This window comes from Bradyrhizobium sp. USDA 4472 (assembly GCF_054058595.1).
In genome coordinates, this window is record NZ_JBSSAM010000002.1 from 203950 (window position 1) to 223756 (window position 19807).

Below are 19807 nucleotides of genomic sequence, written 5' to 3' on the forward strand. Positions count from 1 at the left end.
GGCTAAAAGTCAACGCCAGAGCGATGGCTTTTTAAGTGACAGTGCTTGGAAGGCCGCTGCGGGCATGATTGTCTCGCTAGCCACGAGCGCGCAATCGTTGCAACTGAATACTCTGCAGTTGGCCTGTTCGCCCAAAACTTCATCGGCTCCAAGCAGAACTCGCACGTCCGTAGGATTGTCAGTGGCAGAAAAGAGGATTTTCATTATGTGCCTCCACGAATGACGATTCGAGAAGTGGCCTCCCCTAAATCGGCCTTTAGCTTAGGCAGAGAGGTGTCGGATGGCGAAACGGAAGCGTTGGTCATATTCGGACGAGTACAAGGGGCAGGCAGTTGATCTGGTCTTGTCGAGCGGTCGCTCGGCGAACCTCTTTTCGGACGATCTTTGTGTCGCTTGACCGTTGTACGCCAATACTGCACGGAAGACGGCGCACCTTGCCGTCAGTCAGCGCCATATTTCGACGGTGGCTTCTTGCGGGTCGCCGGGGTGATGAATGTGAAGCTGAATAGGGGCGCCGGGTATTTTGCTTTCAAACGACGCACAGCCTCGGCTGCGGAATCCGCTGTTACGCATTCTTCGATAATCCTGCTATCGGACTTGCTCTGAAAGCCCACTATGAAATCTGGCAAGATGCATCGGTCTCCTAAGATACTTCTTGGACAGCAGGGGCGCCACGCCGCACTTCATTGCCGATGATCGAAAGCGCACCTCATCTGCAGGTTGTGAGCACGATAGAAGCCCCCTGGATCAACCACCACTTTTCTCCTCTGTTTAGCTTGATATCGGCGCTGCGCGTTAGTTCTGGAACGCGACAGCAGCTCTTTGTTGTCCACAGTGTCGATCGCGATACACAATACCCAGTCGACTCATCGTAGGCTTTACTGCGTCTTCACGGGTGCCTTTCCTCCGAGCCTAAAGCCCGTCGCCAATGGCGGGCTTTCCTTCAGTGTGGGTGTTCTGATTGGAATACATGGGACTTGCAACGCTCCCTAAGGAGGGGAAATACCGACATGTCGGACCCAGGCACGGAAGACGAAGCAATTTCGTGTTATCGTCTCCACATTCTGGATGAACGAGGCGACTTAGTCGGCGCGGTGGAATTTGAATGCGCTAACGACGCGGTGGCAAAGCGGAAAGCCCAAGAGGTATTGGATGGCACCCCGGGGGAGCTTTGGCGACGTATTTCCGGGGACTAGATAAAGCTGAAGCGGGCACAGATTGCGCTAACGACTAGCCAAGAGCGATCGATCAGATACCTGGCGGTCCGGCGGCCTTTTCATTTCAGCTACATCTCTTCAGACGACGCGACGAGCGCGAAGTTGATCGGCAGAGCTGCTGCCATGACCATGTCTTCCCCCCAAAGCGGAGGCGACCTTCTGCTAGATTCGGGCTTTGCCCACGACTAGTAAAAATCTTATCGAGGCGATCAATTGGATAGCGACAAAACTCCGCTGACCACAATCTCTAAGTGGCGTTTGGCTTATGGCGAATCCGAACCAGCAAATATTCACTTCGACCAGGTGTTCCAATCCGCCCGCTGGACTCACAAATGTTAGTGCGCAAGCAAGCAATTTTTGGAAATGCGGGAGTGTTTGCCACTTACGCGGCGGCAGACCGCTCGGTCCCAGCTCGTTTTTCGATCCGGAAAAACCTCCAGGCTGGGGCCGATGTGGTCTACTCCCTTCCTGCCTGCAGGCGCACGGCCCACCGGTTCAGCTGGAGGGCACGGATTATAGCTCCCTTCCCATGGCTGGGTGGCTCCGATTGTTCACCTTGATCCAGTGCTTCTGCCGCCGGCCGCGGTACGCCCGATCGCGATGCTTGGAGACTAATCCTTCGAGACCCAAGCGGCAGGCCGCTCGGAATAAGTCCGGCCCGATCGCACCACGCTCGAAGGGCGCAACGGTGATGCGCTCCGGACGCCGCGCCAAAAGCCTTGCCAGGTTGGTCGCAGGTGCAAGGGCAAACGCGCATATCATCGCCGTCTATGGCGAGAATGTCGAAGGCATAAAGCTGCACCTCATGCTCGTGCTTGCGGGCGTGCAGCGCGTTGAAATCGGAAATGCCGTCACCACGGCTTCACCATCGATGACGAACTGCTTCTGCCGACTCTTCGGCGGGGCCTCAGCAATCAAGGGATAACGCTTGGTCCAGTCGGTGCCGTTGCGCGAGAGCAGGCGCACGCGCTCAGGCTCGCGGATAACCAGCATCCGGTAGCCATCATGCTTTACTTCGTGAATCCAGTCCGGCCCGCCGGGCACCTGCTTGCCAGCGGTAGCCAGGCAGAGCTCGTACGCGATACGCATGAAAGCGCAGATATGCATTCACACGCGAATTTACCAATCCGAGACGACAGGGCGAGTTCCTAACCGGAACGGTGCTGAAGCGAACAGTAGGAATGCTGCAAGCTTGATAGCCTCGTTCTCGCTTGGTCCTTGCTAGCGTGAAGGCCAGGCAACCTCCAGCGGCCCCGACCTCACCACTCCTTTCTACCGGGGCCGGGGCCGTCCACGCCCTCTCAGACAATCCTCCCATGGCGTGTGTCGAGCGGGTTGCCTTAGGCCGTGCCTCGGAGCGGTAGAGCGAGCTGTACGTCTAGGCGCCTCGTGGCGTTGGCCTGGACGAAAGCCTCAAGCGCGGGCGAGAGATCGAGCCTTTCATGAGCAGCGCGTTCGGCGATCGCATCGGCGATGTCCTCTGTCGCGTCGCGGGACCAGCCCTCGATGGCGTTGAAGACGACGATCCGCACGGGATAGGCATACTGGCCCGAGATCAGATCCCGTAGCACGGTCTGGCGATCCGCGTCCTGCTCGTCGGTTTCGCGCCAAGAGCAGCCGGCGCGCGCCCCGAAATCCTCCAGCACTAAGTAGATGTCCCGGTCCAGACGATCCAGCGGCACAATCGAGGGCGAGGCACGCATACTCTACTCCGATACTGCGGAGAGACGGCCCCGGCTCGCAGGGGGCTAGGGGATATGGCCGGGGCCGCTCCGCCAGCTCGGGCGGCGAGCCAGCGGGACTCACAAGCTTACGCGGCGGCCTTTGTTCCTGACGCTCTGACCGGCGGGGTACGGTTTCGCCCGGCTGCGTTTTGTCCCCGTTTCTCGGATGTTCTTATGGAGTGCCGGGCGCTGGCCTGTGTTAACTCCTAGTGGCCTAAGTTGATTTTCGCATTGGCCTGATTTCAAATTGGAACGAATGTTTACTTTTGCGCTTAAGCCTTTCCTTAAGAGACTTGAGCAAGTGGCTACGCATCACGAAGATCAGCTACCGCGACAGCAGGCGCAGGACCAAGAGCCTCGTTGCCTGGCCTGCGCTGCCTTCCCCCGCCTGACCCAATCCATACTCGACACCCGAAGAGGCAAGACCGTCCGGCTTTACCAGTGCCAGTGCGGCGAACGCATCTGGGAAGACTGACGTAGGAACCGCCCGCCAAACGGTCTGTTGTCACATCATCACCGGCCGAGGCTCTGCCCGTAGGCGTCGGTGGCTGAGAGACCATCGCTCCCGCCTGCATAACAGGGAGCACCGTCATGACGGATAGGTCTGTCTATCGCGCGCACAACTTGGCTTCTGAAGTTGCCGAACAGAACGACCGCGTGCGGGCACGGGTCGCACAAGCGAAGCGCTGAAAGTGCCCAAACCGGACACCTTCTTAGGCCGGAAGAGGCAAGAGCTGTTCCCGGAGGAAGACCCATCGAGTGGCAGGACCTCCAGAACGTGATCCACGGCGAGTTGCGGGCGCCGAAAGAAGCACCCATCATTTGTGGTATTCCAGTCATCTGCGACCTGCTAGTGAGCCGGGATGATCGGAACAGCTCCATGAAAGACATCCTCACCCATCTCGAGACTCTTCGGGTGAACATCGCCCAATGCGAGGAGCTTGAGCGCTCGGCCAAGAGCGATATCAAGCGAGGCGTATTTCGCCGCACCGCGGCGCACTACAGGATTTTGGCTGGCGAGCTGGAGCGCGCATTAGCCGATATGCAGGCCAAAGACGCCGCAGAGTAAGGCCGCCTCAGTGCTTTTCAGTCATTTAGCCGGTGGTATAATCGGTCCAGCTACGGGGAACGACTGCCATGGACTACCGCGCTTACATCTTAGACGATGAAGGGCGCATCACCGGCGTGCATGAGCTGGATTGCGCCAACGGCGAAGTAGCCAAAGAGAAGGCGGCCCAACTACTCGATGGGCACAACCTTGATGTCTGGCGGCGAGAACGACACGTCACGCGATTGAAGGGCCATACACGACAGCTTGGATGCTGCACACGCTGAGTTGGACACTGGCCACGATCGCTCTCGCCGTCATCTTTTGATGGAGTAAGGCCGCCAACTGAGGCGGCCTCTTGGTTCTTCACGGGAGATTGTTGTTGTTGTCTATGGTGTCCCCATTCTCCCCGCTTCATGCGGGATTGCTCCCCGCTCGATCTGATGTCGCAGGTTCAGACCGTTTAATTCATCTGCGCTGTGACGAAGGTCACACACTCCAGGGCGCGGGCTTCGCTCCTGCGTTTTAGCCCGCCGGTTCACGCTGGCGGCCCTGTTACCTGGGAAATTTACGGGTGACTACCGTGATCGGATGGCAAGCCGCTGATTGCCTCGCTCGAAGGCGGGCCGGACATCGCAGCGGCTGTCGCACGTCTGACAAACAAAGCGCGGTTCGACATCTGACAGCCGCATGTCGTTGGCCAGCAATTTGCGTCCAGAGCAACGTGATGTACGCAGTGGCAGTAGACCAAGGCGGCTCGCAAGCCCATCCCGCGCACCTCGCCGAAGGTGATCTTGAGCGGGGGCCATCGGAAGGATGACCTTGCCCCACGGGCTTAATCCAATTTGAAGTTCGTTCTAGCCCAAGACAAGGACCAGAGCATGAAGCGCAGCCGCTTTTCGGAAGATAGATCCTCTGGATTTTGAAGGAGCACGAGGCCGGCGTTTCGGTTGCCCACCTGTGCCGCAAGCACGGCGTCAGCGACGCCAGCATCTACAAATGGAAGGCGAAGTTCGGCGTTATGAAGGTGTCGGAGGCCAAGCGGCTGAAGGCACTGGAGGATTAGAACTCGCGGCTAAAGCGGTCGCATTGGGAGGGATGGACTGGAACAAGCCCTCCTCACTGTGACACTGAGCATGGCGATGCTCATTACGAGCTTCGGCCATCAAGCCACGCTGCGATAAGGTCGCCTCAGTTGGCGGTCCTCTTTGATTGCACCACGTTGACTTCTAGCGTAAGCGTAGCTCTGCGGCCCTTTTGACGCCTATTTTGTTCGCGTGGTGCGTCGCCGCGGTATCCATGTGTCGGACAATGCATTGACGGCGGCTTCGAGCGCCTTCCGGTCGACGACGTTGGGATCGAACCGCTCCGGGCCCCAGAGGCGCATGTGTTCGTGCTCGGGATGGCCGGGGTCGCTGATGGCAGCGAGGTATTCGGCATAGCCTGGCGCACCGCCGACGTCTTCCGGAGGACAACGACCGGCGGCCTCGAGCAGGAAGGGAAGCCCCTCCGTCGTGGTGTTCTCGAACCATTTTTCGAGCTTGATCACATGGTCCCAGCTGTCGCCGAAGTCATAGAGATAATGGATCGTCTTGGCGCCGGTCTCGCGAACGATATCGCAAAGCCGCGCTTTGCGGGCGTCCATGGGGTGGTGTGTGAGTGCCGGACGTAAATTCCCCAAAAGTGCCGTTTGAAAATTCCCCAGTTTTCATGTCGCCAGCCCCGCCGGGGCATGCCCCGGCGGGGCTGGCGACGCAACGACTCACCGATGCTGCTCCCCTTGGCGGGAGGGAGGGGCGCGGTGATCAAAATTGGGGAACTTGTGATGATCTTAGATTTGCACCGCCAAGGACTTTCCGTGTCCGCCATCGCCCGCCAACTCGGTATCGATCGGAAGACTGTCCGATCCTATATCGCCAAGGGGCTCGAGCCCCCGGCTTACAAGAAACGGGCGCCGCGCCCGCGCGTGATAGATCCGTTCGCGCCCTATCTGCGGGAGAGGGTCGCTGAGTTTCCGACCCTGACGGGTCGCCGGTTATGGCGCGAACTCAGGGAGCGCGGCTATGTGGGCGGCTACACCGCCGTCACCGACTATCTCCGCGACATGCGGCCCGTCCGACCGGGCGGCTTTGAAGTCCGTTTTGAGACGCCGCCTGGCGAACAGGCGCAGGTGGATTTTGCCCAGTTCGATGTTGAGTTCACCGATGAGCCTGGCGTTCGACGCGTTGTCTGGCTCTTCTCCATGGTTCTGGGCTACTCCCGGCTGATTTGGGCGCGCTTCGTCGTCCATCAAGACCTGCAGAGCGTCCTGCGCTGTCACATCGCCGCCCTGGAGGCGATTGGTGGCGCGCCGCGGGAAATCCTCTACGACCGGATGAAGACCGCGGTTATCGGCGAAGATGCCGATGGGCTCGTGATCTACAATCGTGCGCTTCTCGACCTTGCCCGGCACTTCGGCTTCCAGCCTCGCGCCTGCCGGCCTTATCGTCCAAAAACGAAAGGCAAGGTCGAGCGGCCGTTCCGCTATATCCGCGAGGACTTCTTCCTGGGTGGCTCGTTCCGAAATCTGGATGACCTGAACAGCCAGTTGCAGCATTGGCTCAATACGGTCGCCAATCCACGGGTCCATGCGACGACGCATCGTGTCGTCAACGAGGCCTTCGCCGACGAAAAGGCCGTCCTCAAGCCACTGCCGCTGGCGTCGTACGAGGCGGTCCTGCGGCTTGAACGGCGCGCCTCCCACGAAGGCATGATCAGCGTCGGTGGCAATCTTTACAGCGTCCCTGACACCACGCGCCGGCGCGTGCTCGATGTTCATGTGCTCGCCAACGCGATCCAAATCTTCGAAGATGGCGTACTCGTCGCGACCCATGCCCCGCTGGAAGGCCGGGGTGAGCGGCGCCTCGATCCGGCGCATCGTAAATCGACGCCACCACCGCGCCGGCGGTCACCGGAAGGAGGCAATGCTGTCGTCATCCGCCGGCCTGGCGACATGGCAGTTCGGCGCTCCCTCGACTTCTATGAGGCCGTCGGGCGCCGCTTGGCCGCTCAGGGAGACATCCGATGAGCGCCGGAACGGCTCCCGCCGTCATCGACCGCATTCGGCGTAATCTCGTCGGTCTCAAAATGCCGCGTGCGCTGGAAATCCTCGACGTTACGCTGCGAGGCATCGAGCGCGGCGAAACGAGCGCCCTCGAAGCCATCGACGTCCTTCTCACCGAAGAGCTCACCTTGCGGGAAAACCGGCGCATAAAAATGGCGCTGATCATGGCCCGGCTCTCGGCCATCAAGACGCTGGCCGGATTTGACTTCTCGTTCCAGCCATCCCTCGACAAGAACCGCATCATGGCGCTCGCCGAACTGCAGTTCATCGATCGCGCCGAAGTGGTCCATCTCATTGGACCGCCTGGTACGGGCAAAAGCCACCTGAGCCTGGCGCTTGGCGTCGAGGCCGTCAAAGCTGGCCGCAGCGTCTACTTCGGCTCTCTTGCCGACATCGTCGCCACGCTGGCCAAGGCCGAGCGCGAGGGGACATTGCGCGAGCGAATCCGCTTCTTCTGCCGCTTCGCGCTGCTGATCGTCGACGAGATCGGCTACCTGCCGGTAACGCCTGGCGGCGGCAATCTGTTCTTCCAGCTCGTCAATGCCAGGTACGAAAAGGGAGCCATGATCCTTACTTCGAATCGAGGCTTCGCCGAGTGGGGCGAAATCTTCGGCGAGCCGATGACTTCATGATGCCTCCTTCTTCGAACGCTTGGTGCGTCGTATCCGCTTGCGAAGCTGTCGGATTTGGTCGTTTGAGAGTTCGATCTGCCATGGCTGGCCTTTGGCTAACTGACGACCTGCCAGCAATCCCCGCGCGAGATAATCGAACACGGTCTGCGGGGTCACTCCAAGCTCAGCCGCTGCGCCCTGAATTGAGAAGCTTCCGTCGGGCCAGCGCATCGGATTCTTGTCCACGCCGTTGATTTTGACGGTGGGAATGCCCCAGCGGGTACGCAACAGCCAGACATTCTCGCCTTTGAAGGTGCAGCCTCGGGCCGCGACAAAGCCTTCCTGATTGAGTGTTTCCGCGATCTCGGCATCCATTTTGTGTTCAGCATTCAACTCGACAATCCGTTGCCGCAACCGATCAATGTCGATGTAATCGCGGTAGGTCTGGACGCGCCGTTGCACGTGATGCTCGCTGGTTGCACCGGTCTGCCAGACGATCTTGAGCCACACCTGACCTCGGGTCCGCTTCTGATCAAGAACGACTTCGCGGATCACAAATCGCAGAATGCGCTTGCGATCGGCTGCCGACGTGGTGGCCGCGTTCCAAATCCGCGGCAGGTTCTCGCCGAGCGCTTGTAGGCCTGCGCGTTCCGCCGGCCCAATCAGAAGCGGCTCCTGCCCGCGCCAACGCGCATGCTCCTGCTCGATCGCCTCTACGACACGCAACCTCTCTTCCCAAGCCCGCTCGAGTGAGCGTGCGACAAGGCGGTTCTCGGGCTCTACGGCGTCATACTGGCGCCGAGCGCGCTCAGCCTCGTAGCGGGCGCGCTCCACGCGAAGCGCCCACTGGCGCTCGAGCTGACGGCTCTCCTGCTCCAGTTGGCCCGCGGCTGCGAGTGCGATCTCAATCTGATCCGGCACCAGGGCATCGAGGACCATCCGCTCAACCAGCGCGTCAACTGCCAAGGCCCGGACTTCCTGGCACATTGCACTGCCTTGCTGGTCGCGATCCGAGCGGCAGCAATAGACCGGATAGTCGGCATTCGGGCCCGTGTACCGCATGCTCATGCGCCGTCCACAACGACCGCAGACCGCGATTCCTTGTAGCAGGGCTCCCCCCTTGCGCGGTACGCCAGCGTGTCCTGCCTCGTAGCGGCAGACGTTATCTGCCAATCGCCCCTGGTTGGCCATGAACTCCTCCCAGCTGATATAGCCTGGGTGAGCGGCGTGGAGGCAAACCGCCCAATCCGCGATCGCTATCTTGACCGTTCCCGTCAGCGATCCCGGCCGGCATCGGCTCGGATCCTTTTGCCGGCGGCCATAAACATACGCCCCAGCATAGGCCGGATTCTGAAGGATATTAAGGACGCGTGTACTATCTGGCGCGCGCCAGACGATCTCATGTGGAGATGGTCCGAGCAGCGGCCGAACCGGCAAGGACAATCCATTCCTGTCCAAGTAACGCATCACACGGCGCGCGCTTTGCAGTTCCCGGAATTTGGCAAACACCAGGTGAAGACGGGCCCGCACCTCCTCATCCGGATTGAGAACAATTGTGCCCGCTCGATCGTAGGCGAGCCCGGCTGGCAGCGGCAGCCGCAGTTCGCCCCGCGCCGCCTTCTGGCGTTCCCCTTGGTGAAGGCGCATCCGTAGCTGATGCAGCTCCGCCTCGCTCATGATGCCGGACAAGCCCAACAGCAGGCGGTCGTGATAGGCGCGCGGATCGTAAAGCCGCTCGCCATCCGCAATGAGCACGCCGAACACCGAACACAGCTCGAGAAGCTGATGCCAGTCCCGGTTATTGCGGGCCAAGCGAGAAGCGTCGAGGCTCACCACAAGACCGGCGTTGCCAAGGCCGATCTCGGCAATGAGCTTCTGGAAACCATGGCGGTCCACGCCGCCAGCACCGGATTTGCCCAGATCCTCGTCAATGACCTGGACGCGCTCGGGCGGCCAGCCCAGGCCAATGGCGCGATCGACAAGGCGGTACTGGAGCTCAGTGCTCTCCTGATGCTGACGCACCTGGTTCACGGATGACTGCCGCACGTAGACATAGGCCAATTTGGCTCGGTGTGCGGTCGTGAGCCGCTCGTCAGCGATGGTCGAGCTGATCAGCACGACCCAGTTCCCTTCCGGGCGTGCCGGGGATCGCTTGCATTCGCCGCATCAGCGCGGCGATCGTTTGAGCAATCTGGGTTTGCGTCGCGGTCGACAGATTCGGCCACAGGCGTGGAATGCCGGCCGTCGGACGGCTGGGTGGATTTGCCAACGTTGGCAGGGGTCGATACGCAACGCGACCTGGGAGCGGTCGGTGGGTCATCGCGAATCACCTTCTCGTCGAGAAGGCTCAGACTCGCGCTCAAATGTTGCATCAATGGGATCAGCGTACGTGTACTGATGCGCGGCAGATCGGCGGCGTTCGGGCGGGAAGTGATCGTCTCGGCAAGGTCCGTCGACGCGATCCGAACCCCCCGCCGCCGTCCGTCCGGCAGCACGACAACGACATAGGCGGGACCGCGCCCCGACCGCTCCTTCAGCACCTCAAGCCGCTGCCCAAAAAGGAAATGATGCGGGTCAGTGATCGTGATGTGAGACACCACCCGTTCGAGAATAGGGGCACTCTGTCGTGTTCGGTGACCCCGTCGTCGCCACTGCCCTCCTTGATCGCCTTTTACACCACGCCGTCGTGTTCCAGATCGAGGGTTCCAGCTATCGTCTGCGCCAGCACGCCGACCTCGTTCCAGAGCACATCAGAATCAAGGCCTCTTTACAGCCATCGCCGATCCCACCAACCCTCAAGCGCCGAGGGCGGCCACCGAAAAATGGAGATATCGATCATGCCGACGGTTGATCGCCGAGCCCGCCTGGGTGGGGAATTTTACTTCGGCGCTTTTGGGGAAAATCAAATCGGCATTTACATGGTGTCCGTAATCGTTGTGGGGGTCGGGAATCCCCCAACTGACCTCACCGGCGAAGAACTCGAAGAGGTGGCTATTCGTCCAACCAAATGCCTCCTGGAGGGTCAGATGCAGCCGATCAAGGCGCAAGGTGACGGGTACGACAAGGCGACGCATCACCTCCGGCTTCACGTCCTTCAGTGTCACCTTGATCCGGACCGCGGTCGTGTTCAGGCTCATGCCGCCAGCCTCGGATCTTGTGCATGGATCGTGTAGGTCGACGCCCAGGGAAGCAGTTCGTCCAGTCGCGCCGCAGGCCAGCCATTGACGAGCTTGGCGAGAACGTCAGCGAGCCAGTGCTCGGCACTGACGCCATTGAGCTTACAGGTCTCAATGAGCGAAGCCAGCAATGCCCAATTCTCAGCACCCTCGTCGCACCCGGCAAACAGGGCGTTCTTGGCGTTGAGCTTGATCGGCCGCATCGCGCGCTCGACCGCGTTGGTATCCATCTCGATGCGCCCGTCATCAAGGTAGAGCGTCAAGCCGTCCCAATGACGCAGCGCATAACGTAAAGCCTCCGCCGTGTCGCTCTTCCCGGCAAGATGGTCAAGCATTGCCTCAAACCATTGCTTCAAGGCTGCAGCCAGAGGCCGGGCATGCGCTTGTCGACCCGCGCGGCGCTCGGCAGCAGATCGGCCCCGGAGGGTCTTCTCGATCGCGTAAAGCTTGGCAATGCGCTCGAGAGCCTCGCGGGCAACCGGAGCTGGCGCCGGCGCCGCCTCGCGCTCGATCTTCACAAACTGGCGCCGCAGATGCGACCAGCAGAAGGCGAGCGTCCCGGACAGGGCGTCCGCACGCGTCTCTCGGGTCATGGTCTTGTAAGCCTGATAGCCGTCGCAATGGATGATGCCGCGATAGCCCTCAAGTAACCGCAAGCCATGAACGGCGCCACGGCCCGGTGCATAGGCATAGACCACCCCAGGCGGATCAGGTCCGGCCCAAGGCCTGTCATCGCGTGACAGCGCCCGGCCGTGCCTGTCACGGCGTCGTCTGTCGCGCGGCGATCAGGATGGAAGGCAGCGTCAATCAAGGTGAGAGAGTTTCGCTGGGCTCGTGACGTAGGGAGGGCGTAGCCCGACTGGAGTTACGAGCCCGGCGCCCGGTGGGCTCTGCCGCCATCGGCAGCGCCGATTCCGACACCACCGGGGATCAGCTTCAACTTGTTTTGGAGGATATCGATCAGGCCGTTGCGGCTCTCGAAGCCGCCGAGGATCGCGCCAATCCAAAGACATGCGAGAAGAGAGCTGCCGCGCGCAGAGCCAACCGTGGTCAGCTGCCGGAGCATTTGCCGCGCATCATCGAGACCCTGATGCCCGCCTGTGACGGTTGAGCTCCAGGGAGCACGAGTGGAGGTGCGAGGGACGCCCAGCCTTGCTGTGTTGAGTGATGCCGCGGCTCTGCTGGATTGCTGCGCCCGGCTCGAGCGGTTGCTCAAGCTTGCAAAGGATGCGCAGTTCGGCAAGCGCCGACAGCTGCGCGGCATTCATCCGCACCCGGCCAGCGCCTGCGACCTGCGCCTGCGTACACCTCGATACGTGGCGACAACGGTCGTCTTATGTCGTCAGAATGGTCGTCCATTATGAGCACCCTTCCAGAAGATGACTCTTCTAACGGTGCTCTCAAAACTCCGCACAAACAATCCAAAGGGCCTCGGCGCTACGCTTACCTTCTAGCAGGCATTCAAAGAGCACCGCCCAATGTCCGGATTTGAGGGGGCAGCGGTACGAGGCGACGTAAGTGGGGCCCCGACTATGGTTGCCAGGCCGGCGAATGGCATGGCATCGAGTGGCGGGCTCGCGCGCCTCTTGCAACGATACCGCAACAGTACCGGCGTCTTCGTCATTGGCGCTCGCATCCAGACATCGCGCCCATTAAGAAACTGGTTACGAGTCGCTGTCACCATCTCCCCTATTACGTCGCCATAGGCGGCAGCCAGTTCCAAGAATGCTTTGATTTTTCGACACGCCCGGTTGGCAGTCTATTGAAGGAGAGGCCCGATGCTTAAGGGCTTCACAGTAGCAGTTGTCGCGCTGACTAGCACAGCGCAGGTGGATCACTACTTAAACGACGGTCGGTACACCGACGCGGCCATGGCTATGCTGCGGCAAATCAGGCACGCGTTTGGGTTTTAGATAATTGTTTGAGCACGGAGCCGCGTGATGAACATTTCGTGGGCTGATCTAGATACCGATGAACAGCGCGCCATTGCGACATTGGGAGCCGGACTTTCCCTTGAACTATGTGACCCTCTCGCCCTCCTGGCGTTGAGGCGGCTCGGTTTAATCGCAGGGTCCCATTTGACGGTTGCTGGACACAATTTGCGAAGAGATGCCGTCATGAGGAGGCTTGCGGGCTAAGCGTTGCGGCTGGAAAATTAAGACTGGGGTCGGGATACCAAACGCAATCGAGCTTATCGTGAGCGCATACGTTTGGCCTGAAGGACAAGGCGGCTCTCGACGATCTGCGCATGCAGCGCCGGAAGCCGGCCGTGGACCCAAAAGGCGCGCACTGGTTTTGATTGCCGGGCAACCATTCCAGATCGAGGAAGATATCATCGTGATCGAGGCCGGACTGGCGCAGTTAGATGGCGCGAGGACGACCTAAGCCGCCGGCTTGCTCGACCTAGATCAGCCGCGCCTTGGTGACCCGCAAGCTGCGAACATAATAGCCCTGTCTCTTAACGGCTGACTTGATCTCGTCGCTGACCCTGAGAACTCGTTTTCTGCTCTTACGCCACTTATTCTGGGAGCAAACGACCGGTATTGCAGAGCCATTGTTGAGTACGAGCAACTCGCGCTTGTCATTGCGATAGACATCAAACATTTGCGTCTCCGCTGATCGCATTAAGTAAAACAAGAAATATGTTTCGGCGCTCTTGATGTGACGAGCTTAGTATCTGGAACGGCTATGCGGGTTGTAAATCTGCAACGCCCGCGGCTTTTGCTTCACCGCGTTCCGGATTGCGAACGAACTCATGCGAGCCCGAACCTAAACAGGGCGCGCCTAGAGCAACAGTCTAAGAGCCACACGATTCCGCCACAACTGCAAGAGCAAGTCGCGGTAGAACTTCTAACCACGCTTCCGCCACCGCACGCAGACGGCGAGTTGATCTGCGTCCGGTGCATCGAAATCATTTTGGGTCGAGAGTATCCTGTGAATTGCGGGGAAAATGCCCGTGCATTGCGACCATCTACTTAGGTTTCTGTTTGGATGTTGTTCGTATGCCACGCCAACGCACCAACTCTGCTCTTGATCATTACGAGCTGGCGATCGATGAGATCGTCGCCGCTTGTGACGGCGACCTGCGCGGCGCGGTTAGAGCGCTGATGCTGTTGAACGAGCGGTTAGAGCAACGACTGGAGCAGATGAGTGAGGTTCATCCTCCTCACGAGCGGCTGCACTAGTCTAGAGACCAAGGATAGTTGCCCGGCGACGTACTCAGGGTTAAGGGCTCATTATGGGGGAAGGGGATGGCAACTCAGGTAAAGTGCTTGACCTGGGCAATTAGGCGCTGACATGGCAGAGCAAGTAAGGGTATCAATCGGGCAGGGTTCGCCGGCCCCGCCGCTGAGTACTGGGATGATCAGTCGGATCATTCTGTGGCCTTCAGACTTTGCTCTGTGAGCTCATACCTCTGGCCGTGCTCTAGGAGCCAGCCACCTTCAATTGTCTTCCGCGCCGATTCCATCGAGCATGACGTTTGACTGCCGCCCGGGCGATAGAGGCCGTCCCTGCGCTCGACCAAAAAGCCGTAGAGGCGCGCCAGCCGTAGCGGCTTCTCAGAGGCCAATGAACACTGGAGCGCACGGCATGCGACTTTGGATGCTGCACACGCTGACTTGGACACTGGCCACGATCGCGCTCGCCGTCATCTTTTCGTTGGCGATGCAGTAAGGCCAAGCCGCGCGTCGACCCGCTCAAAGTCAAGCCCACTTGTCTTAGCCAGGCGGAAGGTAACCGCCCTTCGGCAGCTGCCTCACCGTTTCAAGATTCTTGTCGATCGCCGCAAATAGCTTATCGAACGTACCCGCTGGAACGGTGAGGTTCGGAGAACCTCCCGAAACGGCTTCCAGCTTGACGGCTGACAGTTCACGAGCGCTAATCGTCTTCATCTGCGTTCTCCCTGTTCTGTGTATGGCTTGATTGCCGACGAATGCAGGATGTACGTGCTCCAGCGATGGCCGCTGTGACGCGCCTCACGTTGCCACCGTATTCCGATATCCTATCGCAGGAACGACAGGCTTATTCCGATTGAAGTCCGGTCGAACGTCGGCACCGCGGCTAACACAGCCCTGACACATGAGCGCGGCTCTACATTCCTTCAACCGCGTCGGGCGTTCGTGCTATGCACGACGCCAGGCATTAGGTTCCCGACTGATTAATACATATAAGGATTTTTGGCCTTCCTTTGATCGCCAGTGTGGCAGGCCAGCTACAGCAACGTACGCGCGAGAGCCACATACTACTGATCGGCAAGCGGGCGAACGCGCCGATTCATGAACTGGTTATCGGGGGAGACTCGAATGAAGAAACTGACTGCGGCTGCGGCCGGGACACTAGCACTGACACTGGGACTGGCAGCTCCTGCCAACGCCGCCGATCTTGCGGCTCGACCGTACACCAAGGCGCCGGCGCCAATGGTCGCGACCATCTACGACTGGAGCGGATTCTACATCGGCATTAACGGTGGTGGCGGCTCCGCCCACACCTGCTGGGACTTCGTCGACACCACCGGCGCCGTGACCGGAGTCCCTGGCGCTCTTGCGAGAGAAGGCTGCCACAACGCAACGGGCGGCACAGTCGGTGGTCAAATCGGCTACCGCTGGCAGTCCGCCAACTGGGTGTTTGGCCTCGAAGGTCAGGGCAATTGGGCTGACTTCAGTGGCGACAATGTCAGCCTCGTGTTCCCCGGCAGCGCGCTGGTCGCGGGCGACCGCAATCGATCGCGGATCAACTCCTTCGGCCTGATCACCGGTCAGATCGGCTACGCCTGGAACAGCGTGCTGTTCTACGTCAAGGGCGGTGCGGCCGTGGTTGGCGACAGATATGACATCTACGCTGCCGCTGGCACGCCCGGTGCGGGGACACGGCTCGCAACTGCAGATGACACTCGTTGGGGCGGGACAGTGGGCGCCGGCCTCGAGTTCGGGTTCGCACCAAACTGGTCGGTAGGTTTGGAGTACGACCACATCTTCCTGAGCAATCAGAACAGAACGCTCACAACGGTTCCCGGGGGCTTCCCCTTCCAGACCGACCGCATCACTCAGGATGTCGACATGGGTCTCGTGCGTCTGAACTACAAGTTCGGCGGCCCGATCATCGCAAGGTACTGAGTCACATTCTTGGAATAATCAGAGGGCCGGCTCCGATGAGCCGGCCTTTTCTTTTTTGGAGATTGAAGTGATGAAAACGTACCGGCCAGTCATCCCTTCAAAGCTAGCTACCGAGCTAAATTAAAAGGCCTTCGCCAAGAACTCGTCGGGAACATCTTCCCGTTTGTAATCCTTTTCGCCCCATGCGGATTGGTCCCTCGCGCTTTGGAAATGCCGGGTTGAGCAAGACGTTCAGATGGTCATCATTATTTGTCGGGCAGGCCGGCCTGCCGCAAACCCTCGATCATCAGTGCCTTCGTCTCCGGCGCAAGAAAGGTAGCTGCGTGAGCCGTCCACGCGGCAATCGTTAGGCCGGGTTGAAGAGCGAGGAGCCGACCCAACCAGACTAGGGCCTCATCATTCCTGCCGAGAAGCCCGCAAAGAGAGACTTTGACGCGAAATGAAGCGTGGAATCTTGGTTGCTCGCGCAGCGCGTCGTCGATCCAGACTTCGGCATCCTGGTATTGGCGAGCACCCAGATATGCCAACGCGACGGCGAACTTATAGATGTAGCACAGTGGATCGAGCGGATTGAGCCGGATTGCGCGATTGCCAGCTTCGACAGCAACCAAGGCATGAGCTGCGCCGCGAAGGGACTGACACATGGCTTTGGTCCCCCAGCGTGCGCCGAATTTGGATTCAGTGCAATCGCGCGATCCAGCGCGGAGAGCGCTGTCGTTTGCTCCCCGACGACGGACAAGAGATAGGCCGCCATCCAGAGAGCATCGGGGTCATTGGTCCCAACTTCGATCGCCAGCTTGGCAAGGCGGATGCCGTCGTCGTCCTCTGGACCGGCTGGGAGAACCCAACCCTGACCTCTTTGTATGCCGCGGCACCAAGCTGCCAATCCCGCTGCGGCTGCATACGAGGGATCATGTTGCAGTGCCCTTTTGGATAACGAAATCGCTTCCGTGAGCGTTTCTGGCGTCATTCTATGCACTTGCGACAAAGCACGAAGGTAAAGATCGTAAGCGTCAAGGATCGCGGTCGGCTTACGCGAGGCCCGCTCGATCTCGGCGCGGTACAATCTTGGCTCGATCGCGCCGACGACACCGCTCGCCACCTGGTCCTGAAGCTCGAAAATGTCCTCGAGCGCTCCATCGAAATGGTTAGCCCAGATATGCGTGCCTGATGCGGTATCGATCAGCTGTCCGGTAATGCGCATCCGGTTGCCACCCCTGCGCACCGAGCCTTCCATCACGTAACGCACGCCCAATTCGCGCGCCACCTGCTTCACATCGACTGCCTTGCCTTTGTAGGTAAAACTCGAATTGCGAGCGATTACAAACAGCCACGGTAGCCGAGCGATCGCGGTGGTGATCTCCTCGACCATTCCATCGGCGAAGTACTCCTGCTCCAGGTCGCCACTTAGGTTCTGGAACGGGAGCACGGCGATAGAAGGCTTGTCGGGCAGCGCAAGGGGCTGCTTATGCGGCGAAGCTCTCGCGACATCCGGAGTTGCGGAGGATTTCAGGGCAGTCACCGAATAAGCCTGAACCGGATCCTCGATGTTCTTGACCTGTTGAGCGCCGAGATCAGCGAAGCTGAATGGTAGTATCTTGCGGACATGGTCGTAAACCGCGCCGGACATCGAGACGCCACCCGGACTGGCAAGCGTTTGAAGGCGAGCAGCGACATTGACGCTATCACCGAAGAGGTCGCCGTCCTTGACCATGACGTCACCAACATGAACGCCGATCCGGAAGTTGATAGGTCGGTCGGGTGCGGCCCCAGCATTGGCCTCCGCGAGGGCCGCCTGAGCTGCCACGGCACACTGAACGGCATCCACAGCACTGCCGAACTCAGCCAAGACACTGTCTCCCGCAGTGTTGGCAATGCGGCCTCGGTGGGATGAGATAAGTGTGTCGAGGATGACCCGTCTTTCGCTCAAGGCTCGGAGGGTCCCGACCTCGTCGGTTCCCATCATGCGGCTATAACCTTCAACATCCGCCGCGAAAATGGCGACCAGCCTGCGCTGAGTGTCGATAGGCTGCGTCAAGACGCGCTCCCCAACCAGCTTCCATAGCTTAAAGGGTCTATGCGGGCAAATTACCACAATAATCGGGTGATCGAACCCCCGCTTGAAAGCGATAATGTCCGGAACGGGTCAAAGCTGACGCTTGGGTGCTTCGCGAGAAGGTCGGCTACGGGCCATGTGTGACGGCTCCGGGTTGGCAAGAGGAATCTTCAGCCATGTGTTCGGCCTGTTTGCGCGGTACACATAACCGCTGGCCATAATGCCCTCCGTGGATCAGGTGCCGGTCAACAGCACGCATTGGAGATGCATGGCCCATTTGGGTTGTCCTGATCGCCTGTCGACCGGCACTGCATTACGTGCTGTTCGCCCTCCCAATCGTTACGTCATGCCGGCAATGTCGGCGCGATCTCGCTTAGGCCGCTAGCGCGGCCGGCTCCTGACACCGTACATTCCTGGCCATCATCGCCAAGCCATCCTGGCGAGCTTATTGGCGAGCGCGATGGCTGCGACTTTCGCGGGCCGCCGGGCCAACAATCGCGTGAGCCAGGGCCGGCAACAAGAACAGCAATCGTAGGTTCTAACCTCGACGCGCAAAGACCAACTGGCGGACGTCGATCTTTCCGGCTTTGAACCCCGCCTCGGAGTAGGACAAATAGTATTCCCAAAGTCGTCGGAAATGCTCGTCAAACCCGAGCGAGGTCAGGTCAGCCCAGGCCTGACCGAAATTTGCTCGCCAGATTGCGATCGTCCTGGCATAATCTTGTCCAAAGACGCGCTCGCCCATCATGGGAATGTCGAAGCGCTCACCGAGCGAGCGCAAGATCCCCGCCGAAGGCAGCATGCCTCCTGGAAAAATGTAGCGCTGGATGAAGTCCACGCGCCGCCGGTAGCTGTCGAACAGTGCGTCCTGGACGGTGATGGTTTGGACACCCGCCAGGCCGCCCGGCTTGAGCCGTTGATGCAGCTGGTGGAAGTATGCGGGCCAGAACTGCTCGCCGACGGCCTCGAACATTTCGATCGAGGCGATGCGGTCGAATTGACCCGTTTGATCGCGATAATCCTGCAGCCGGACTTCGACCTTTTCGGCAAGTCCGGCTTCGTGAATCCGTCGGCGGGCGAAGTCGTGTTGCTCTTTGCTGATGGTGAGTGCCAAGATGCTGACGCCGCGCGTCTTCGCCGCAAACTCGGCGAAACCTCCCCAGCCGCATCCGATCTCGAGCACCGTCTGACCGGGCCGCAAATCGATGTCCTTCGCCAGTTGCTCGTATTTGAATCGTTGCCCGGCCACAAGGTCCGCTGTCTCGGCCGAGAACAGAGCCGACGAGTAGGTCATGCTTGGATCTAGCCATGCTGCGAAGAACTCGTTGCCGAGATCATAATGCGCATGGATATTTTGCCGTGACCCTTCTCGCGTGTTGCGGCGTACTCTGTGAAGCATCCTGCGGCAGAGTCGGATGAACATGTTGCCGGCAAAGGCGCTCTCGACGAGGTCGTCGTTGAGACAGAACACATAAAGAAGCTGGGTCAGATCGGGCGTCGTCCAGTCGCCTCTAATAAAGGCGTCGGCCATGCCGATATCGCCGCCCATGATGAGGCTGCGGGCAAACCCGTAATTGTTGAGCTGGATCGTGGCGGATGGGCCGGGTTCGCCGCCCCTCAAGACGATGGTCCTACGATCGGGAAGGCGCACATGCACACTGCCGAACTTTAGCTGCGAAGCAAGCCTCAAGGCGAGCCGTGCGAGGAACGGCACATCTTCGAAGCGAGCAGTCTGATGATTGGCTGCGAGGTCCATGA

At 59.8% G+C, this 19807-nt stretch carries 14 protein-coding genes and 6 pseudogenes; 9 read left to right on the forward strand and 11 right to left on the reverse strand.

Going from position 1 to position 19807, the window contains the following annotated elements; genetic code table 11:
* Positions 1-1985 precede the first annotated feature (1985 nt).
* Both ACVWZ4_RS36460 and ACVWZ4_RS36465 read right to left on the reverse strand, forming a co-directional pair.
* Positions 1986-2306, reverse strand: a complete 321-nt coding sequence (locus ACVWZ4_RS36460) for an ATP-dependent DNA ligase (protein WP_456705488.1) — start codon at positions 2304-2306, stop codon at positions 1986-1988.
* 251 nt (positions 2307-2557) lie between these two features.
* Positions 2558-2920, reverse strand: a complete 363-nt coding sequence (locus tag ACVWZ4_RS36465) for a hypothetical protein (protein ID WP_456705487.1) — start codon at positions 2918-2920, stop codon at positions 2558-2560.
* Between the two features lie 901 nt (positions 2921-3821).
* Here ACVWZ4_RS36465 and ACVWZ4_RS36470 point away from each other — a divergent pair.
* The 3 genes and pseudogenes from ACVWZ4_RS36470 to ACVWZ4_RS36480 form a co-directional block, all read left to right on the forward strand.
* Positions 3822-4010: a hypothetical protein gene (locus ACVWZ4_RS36470; RefSeq protein ID WP_456705486.1), complete on the forward strand. Its 189-nt coding sequence runs from the start codon at positions 3822-3824 to the stop codon at positions 4008-4010.
* A gap of 68 nt (positions 4011-4078) precedes the next feature.
* Entirely contained in the window at positions 4079-4276 is a 198-nt protein-coding gene (locus tag ACVWZ4_RS36475; protein ID WP_456705485.1) for a hypothetical protein, read from the forward strand.
* A gap of 594 nt (positions 4277-4870) precedes the next feature.
* Positions 4871-5052: pseudogene (locus tag ACVWZ4_RS36480) on the forward strand (transposase); the annotation flags it as partial.
* A 201-nt stretch (positions 5053-5253) separates the two neighbouring features.
* Here ACVWZ4_RS36480 and ACVWZ4_RS36485 read toward each other — a convergent pair.
* Positions 5254-5634, reverse strand: coding sequence for a plasmid pRiA4b ORF-3 family protein (locus tag ACVWZ4_RS36485; RefSeq protein ID WP_456734514.1), 381 nt, complete (start codon positions 5632-5634; stop codon positions 5254-5256).
* A 156-nt stretch (positions 5635-5790) separates the two neighbouring features.
* Between ACVWZ4_RS36485 and istA the strand changes: the two genes are divergently transcribed.
* Positions 5791-7056, forward strand: a complete 1266-nt coding sequence (istA, locus tag ACVWZ4_RS36490; protein ID WP_456734515.1) for an IS21 family transposase — start codon at positions 5791-5793, stop codon at positions 7054-7056.
* Positions 7053-7721 (forward strand): annotated as a pseudogene (istB, locus tag ACVWZ4_RS36495) (IS21-like element helper ATPase IstB); the annotation flags it as partial. The gene istA and the pseudogene istB, both read left to right, overlap by 4 nt.
* Here the strand turns inward: istB and ACVWZ4_RS36500 are convergent.
* Both ACVWZ4_RS36500 and ACVWZ4_RS36505 read right to left on the reverse strand, forming a co-directional pair.
* Positions 7719-9821: a recombinase family protein gene (locus ACVWZ4_RS36500; protein WP_456737628.1), complete on the reverse strand. Its 2103-nt coding sequence runs from the start codon at positions 9819-9821 to the stop codon at positions 7719-7721. The pseudogene istB and the gene ACVWZ4_RS36500 sit on opposite strands and share 3 nt — an antisense overlap.
* Positions 9815-10300: a hypothetical protein gene (locus ACVWZ4_RS36505; protein ID WP_456790540.1), complete on the reverse strand. Its 486-nt coding sequence runs from the start codon at positions 10298-10300 to the stop codon at positions 9815-9817. Before ACVWZ4_RS36505 ends, ACVWZ4_RS36500 begins: the two co-directional genes overlap by 7 nt.
* A 29-nt stretch (positions 10301-10329) precedes the next feature.
* On the opposite strand from ACVWZ4_RS36505, the pseudogene ACVWZ4_RS36510 reads away from it, so the two are divergent.
* Positions 10330-10554: pseudogene (locus ACVWZ4_RS36510) on the forward strand (ATP-binding protein); the annotation flags it as partial.
* Positions 10555-10645: 91 nt separating this feature from the next.
* Here ACVWZ4_RS36510 and ACVWZ4_RS36515 read toward each other — a convergent pair.
* Both ACVWZ4_RS36515 and tnpC read right to left on the reverse strand, forming a co-directional pair.
* Positions 10646-10840, reverse strand: a pseudogene (locus ACVWZ4_RS36515) (plasmid pRiA4b ORF-3 family protein); the annotation flags it as partial.
* Positions 10837-11625, reverse strand: a pseudogene (gene tnpC / locus ACVWZ4_RS36520) (IS66 family transposase); the annotation flags it as partial. The pseudogenes ACVWZ4_RS36515 and tnpC, both read right to left, overlap by 4 nt.
* Before the next feature lie 107 nt (positions 11626-11732).
* Here tnpC and ACVWZ4_RS36525 point away from each other — a divergent pair.
* Positions 11733-11978: pseudogene (locus ACVWZ4_RS36525) on the forward strand (IS66 family transposase); the annotation flags it as partial.
* Positions 11979-13282: 1304 nt separating this feature from the next.
* Here the strand turns inward: ACVWZ4_RS36525 and ACVWZ4_RS36530 are convergent.
* Positions 13283-13483: a hypothetical protein gene (locus ACVWZ4_RS36530; RefSeq protein WP_456734519.1), complete on the reverse strand. Its 201-nt coding sequence runs from the start codon at positions 13481-13483 to the stop codon at positions 13283-13285.
* A 398-nt stretch (positions 13484-13881) separates the two neighbouring features.
* Between ACVWZ4_RS36530 and ACVWZ4_RS36535 the strand changes: the two genes are divergently transcribed.
* The gene (locus ACVWZ4_RS36535) at positions 13882-14064 is read left to right on the forward strand and encodes a hypothetical protein (protein WP_456705483.1); all 183 of its coding nucleotides are present in this window, start codon (positions 13882-13884) and stop codon (positions 14062-14064) included.
* Positions 14065-14598: 534 nt separating this feature from the next.
* On the opposite strand, the gene ACVWZ4_RS36540 is transcribed toward ACVWZ4_RS36535, so the two are convergent.
* Positions 14599-14772: a hypothetical protein gene (locus ACVWZ4_RS36540; protein ID WP_456705482.1), complete on the reverse strand. Its 174-nt coding sequence runs from the start codon at positions 14770-14772 to the stop codon at positions 14599-14601.
* 411 nt (positions 14773-15183) lie between these two features.
* On the opposite strand from ACVWZ4_RS36540, the gene ACVWZ4_RS36545 reads away from it, so the two are divergent.
* Positions 15184-15993, forward strand: coding sequence for an outer membrane protein (locus ACVWZ4_RS36545; protein WP_456705481.1), 810 nt, complete (start codon positions 15184-15186; stop codon positions 15991-15993).
* Positions 15994-16378: 385 nt separating this feature from the next.
* On the opposite strand, the gene ACVWZ4_RS36550 is transcribed toward ACVWZ4_RS36545, so the two are convergent.
* Both ACVWZ4_RS36550 and ACVWZ4_RS36555 read right to left on the reverse strand, forming a co-directional pair.
* On the reverse strand, positions 16379-18031 hold the full coding sequence (locus tag ACVWZ4_RS36550; protein ID WP_456705480.1) for an adenylate/guanylate cyclase domain-containing protein: 1653 nt from the start codon (positions 18029-18031) through the stop codon (positions 16379-16381).
* Between the two features lie 556 nt (positions 18032-18587).
* Positions 18588-19805: a class I SAM-dependent methyltransferase gene (locus ACVWZ4_RS36555; protein ID WP_456705479.1), complete on the reverse strand. Its 1218-nt coding sequence runs from the start codon at positions 19803-19805 to the stop codon at positions 18588-18590.
* Positions 19806-19807 lie beyond the last annotated feature (2 nt).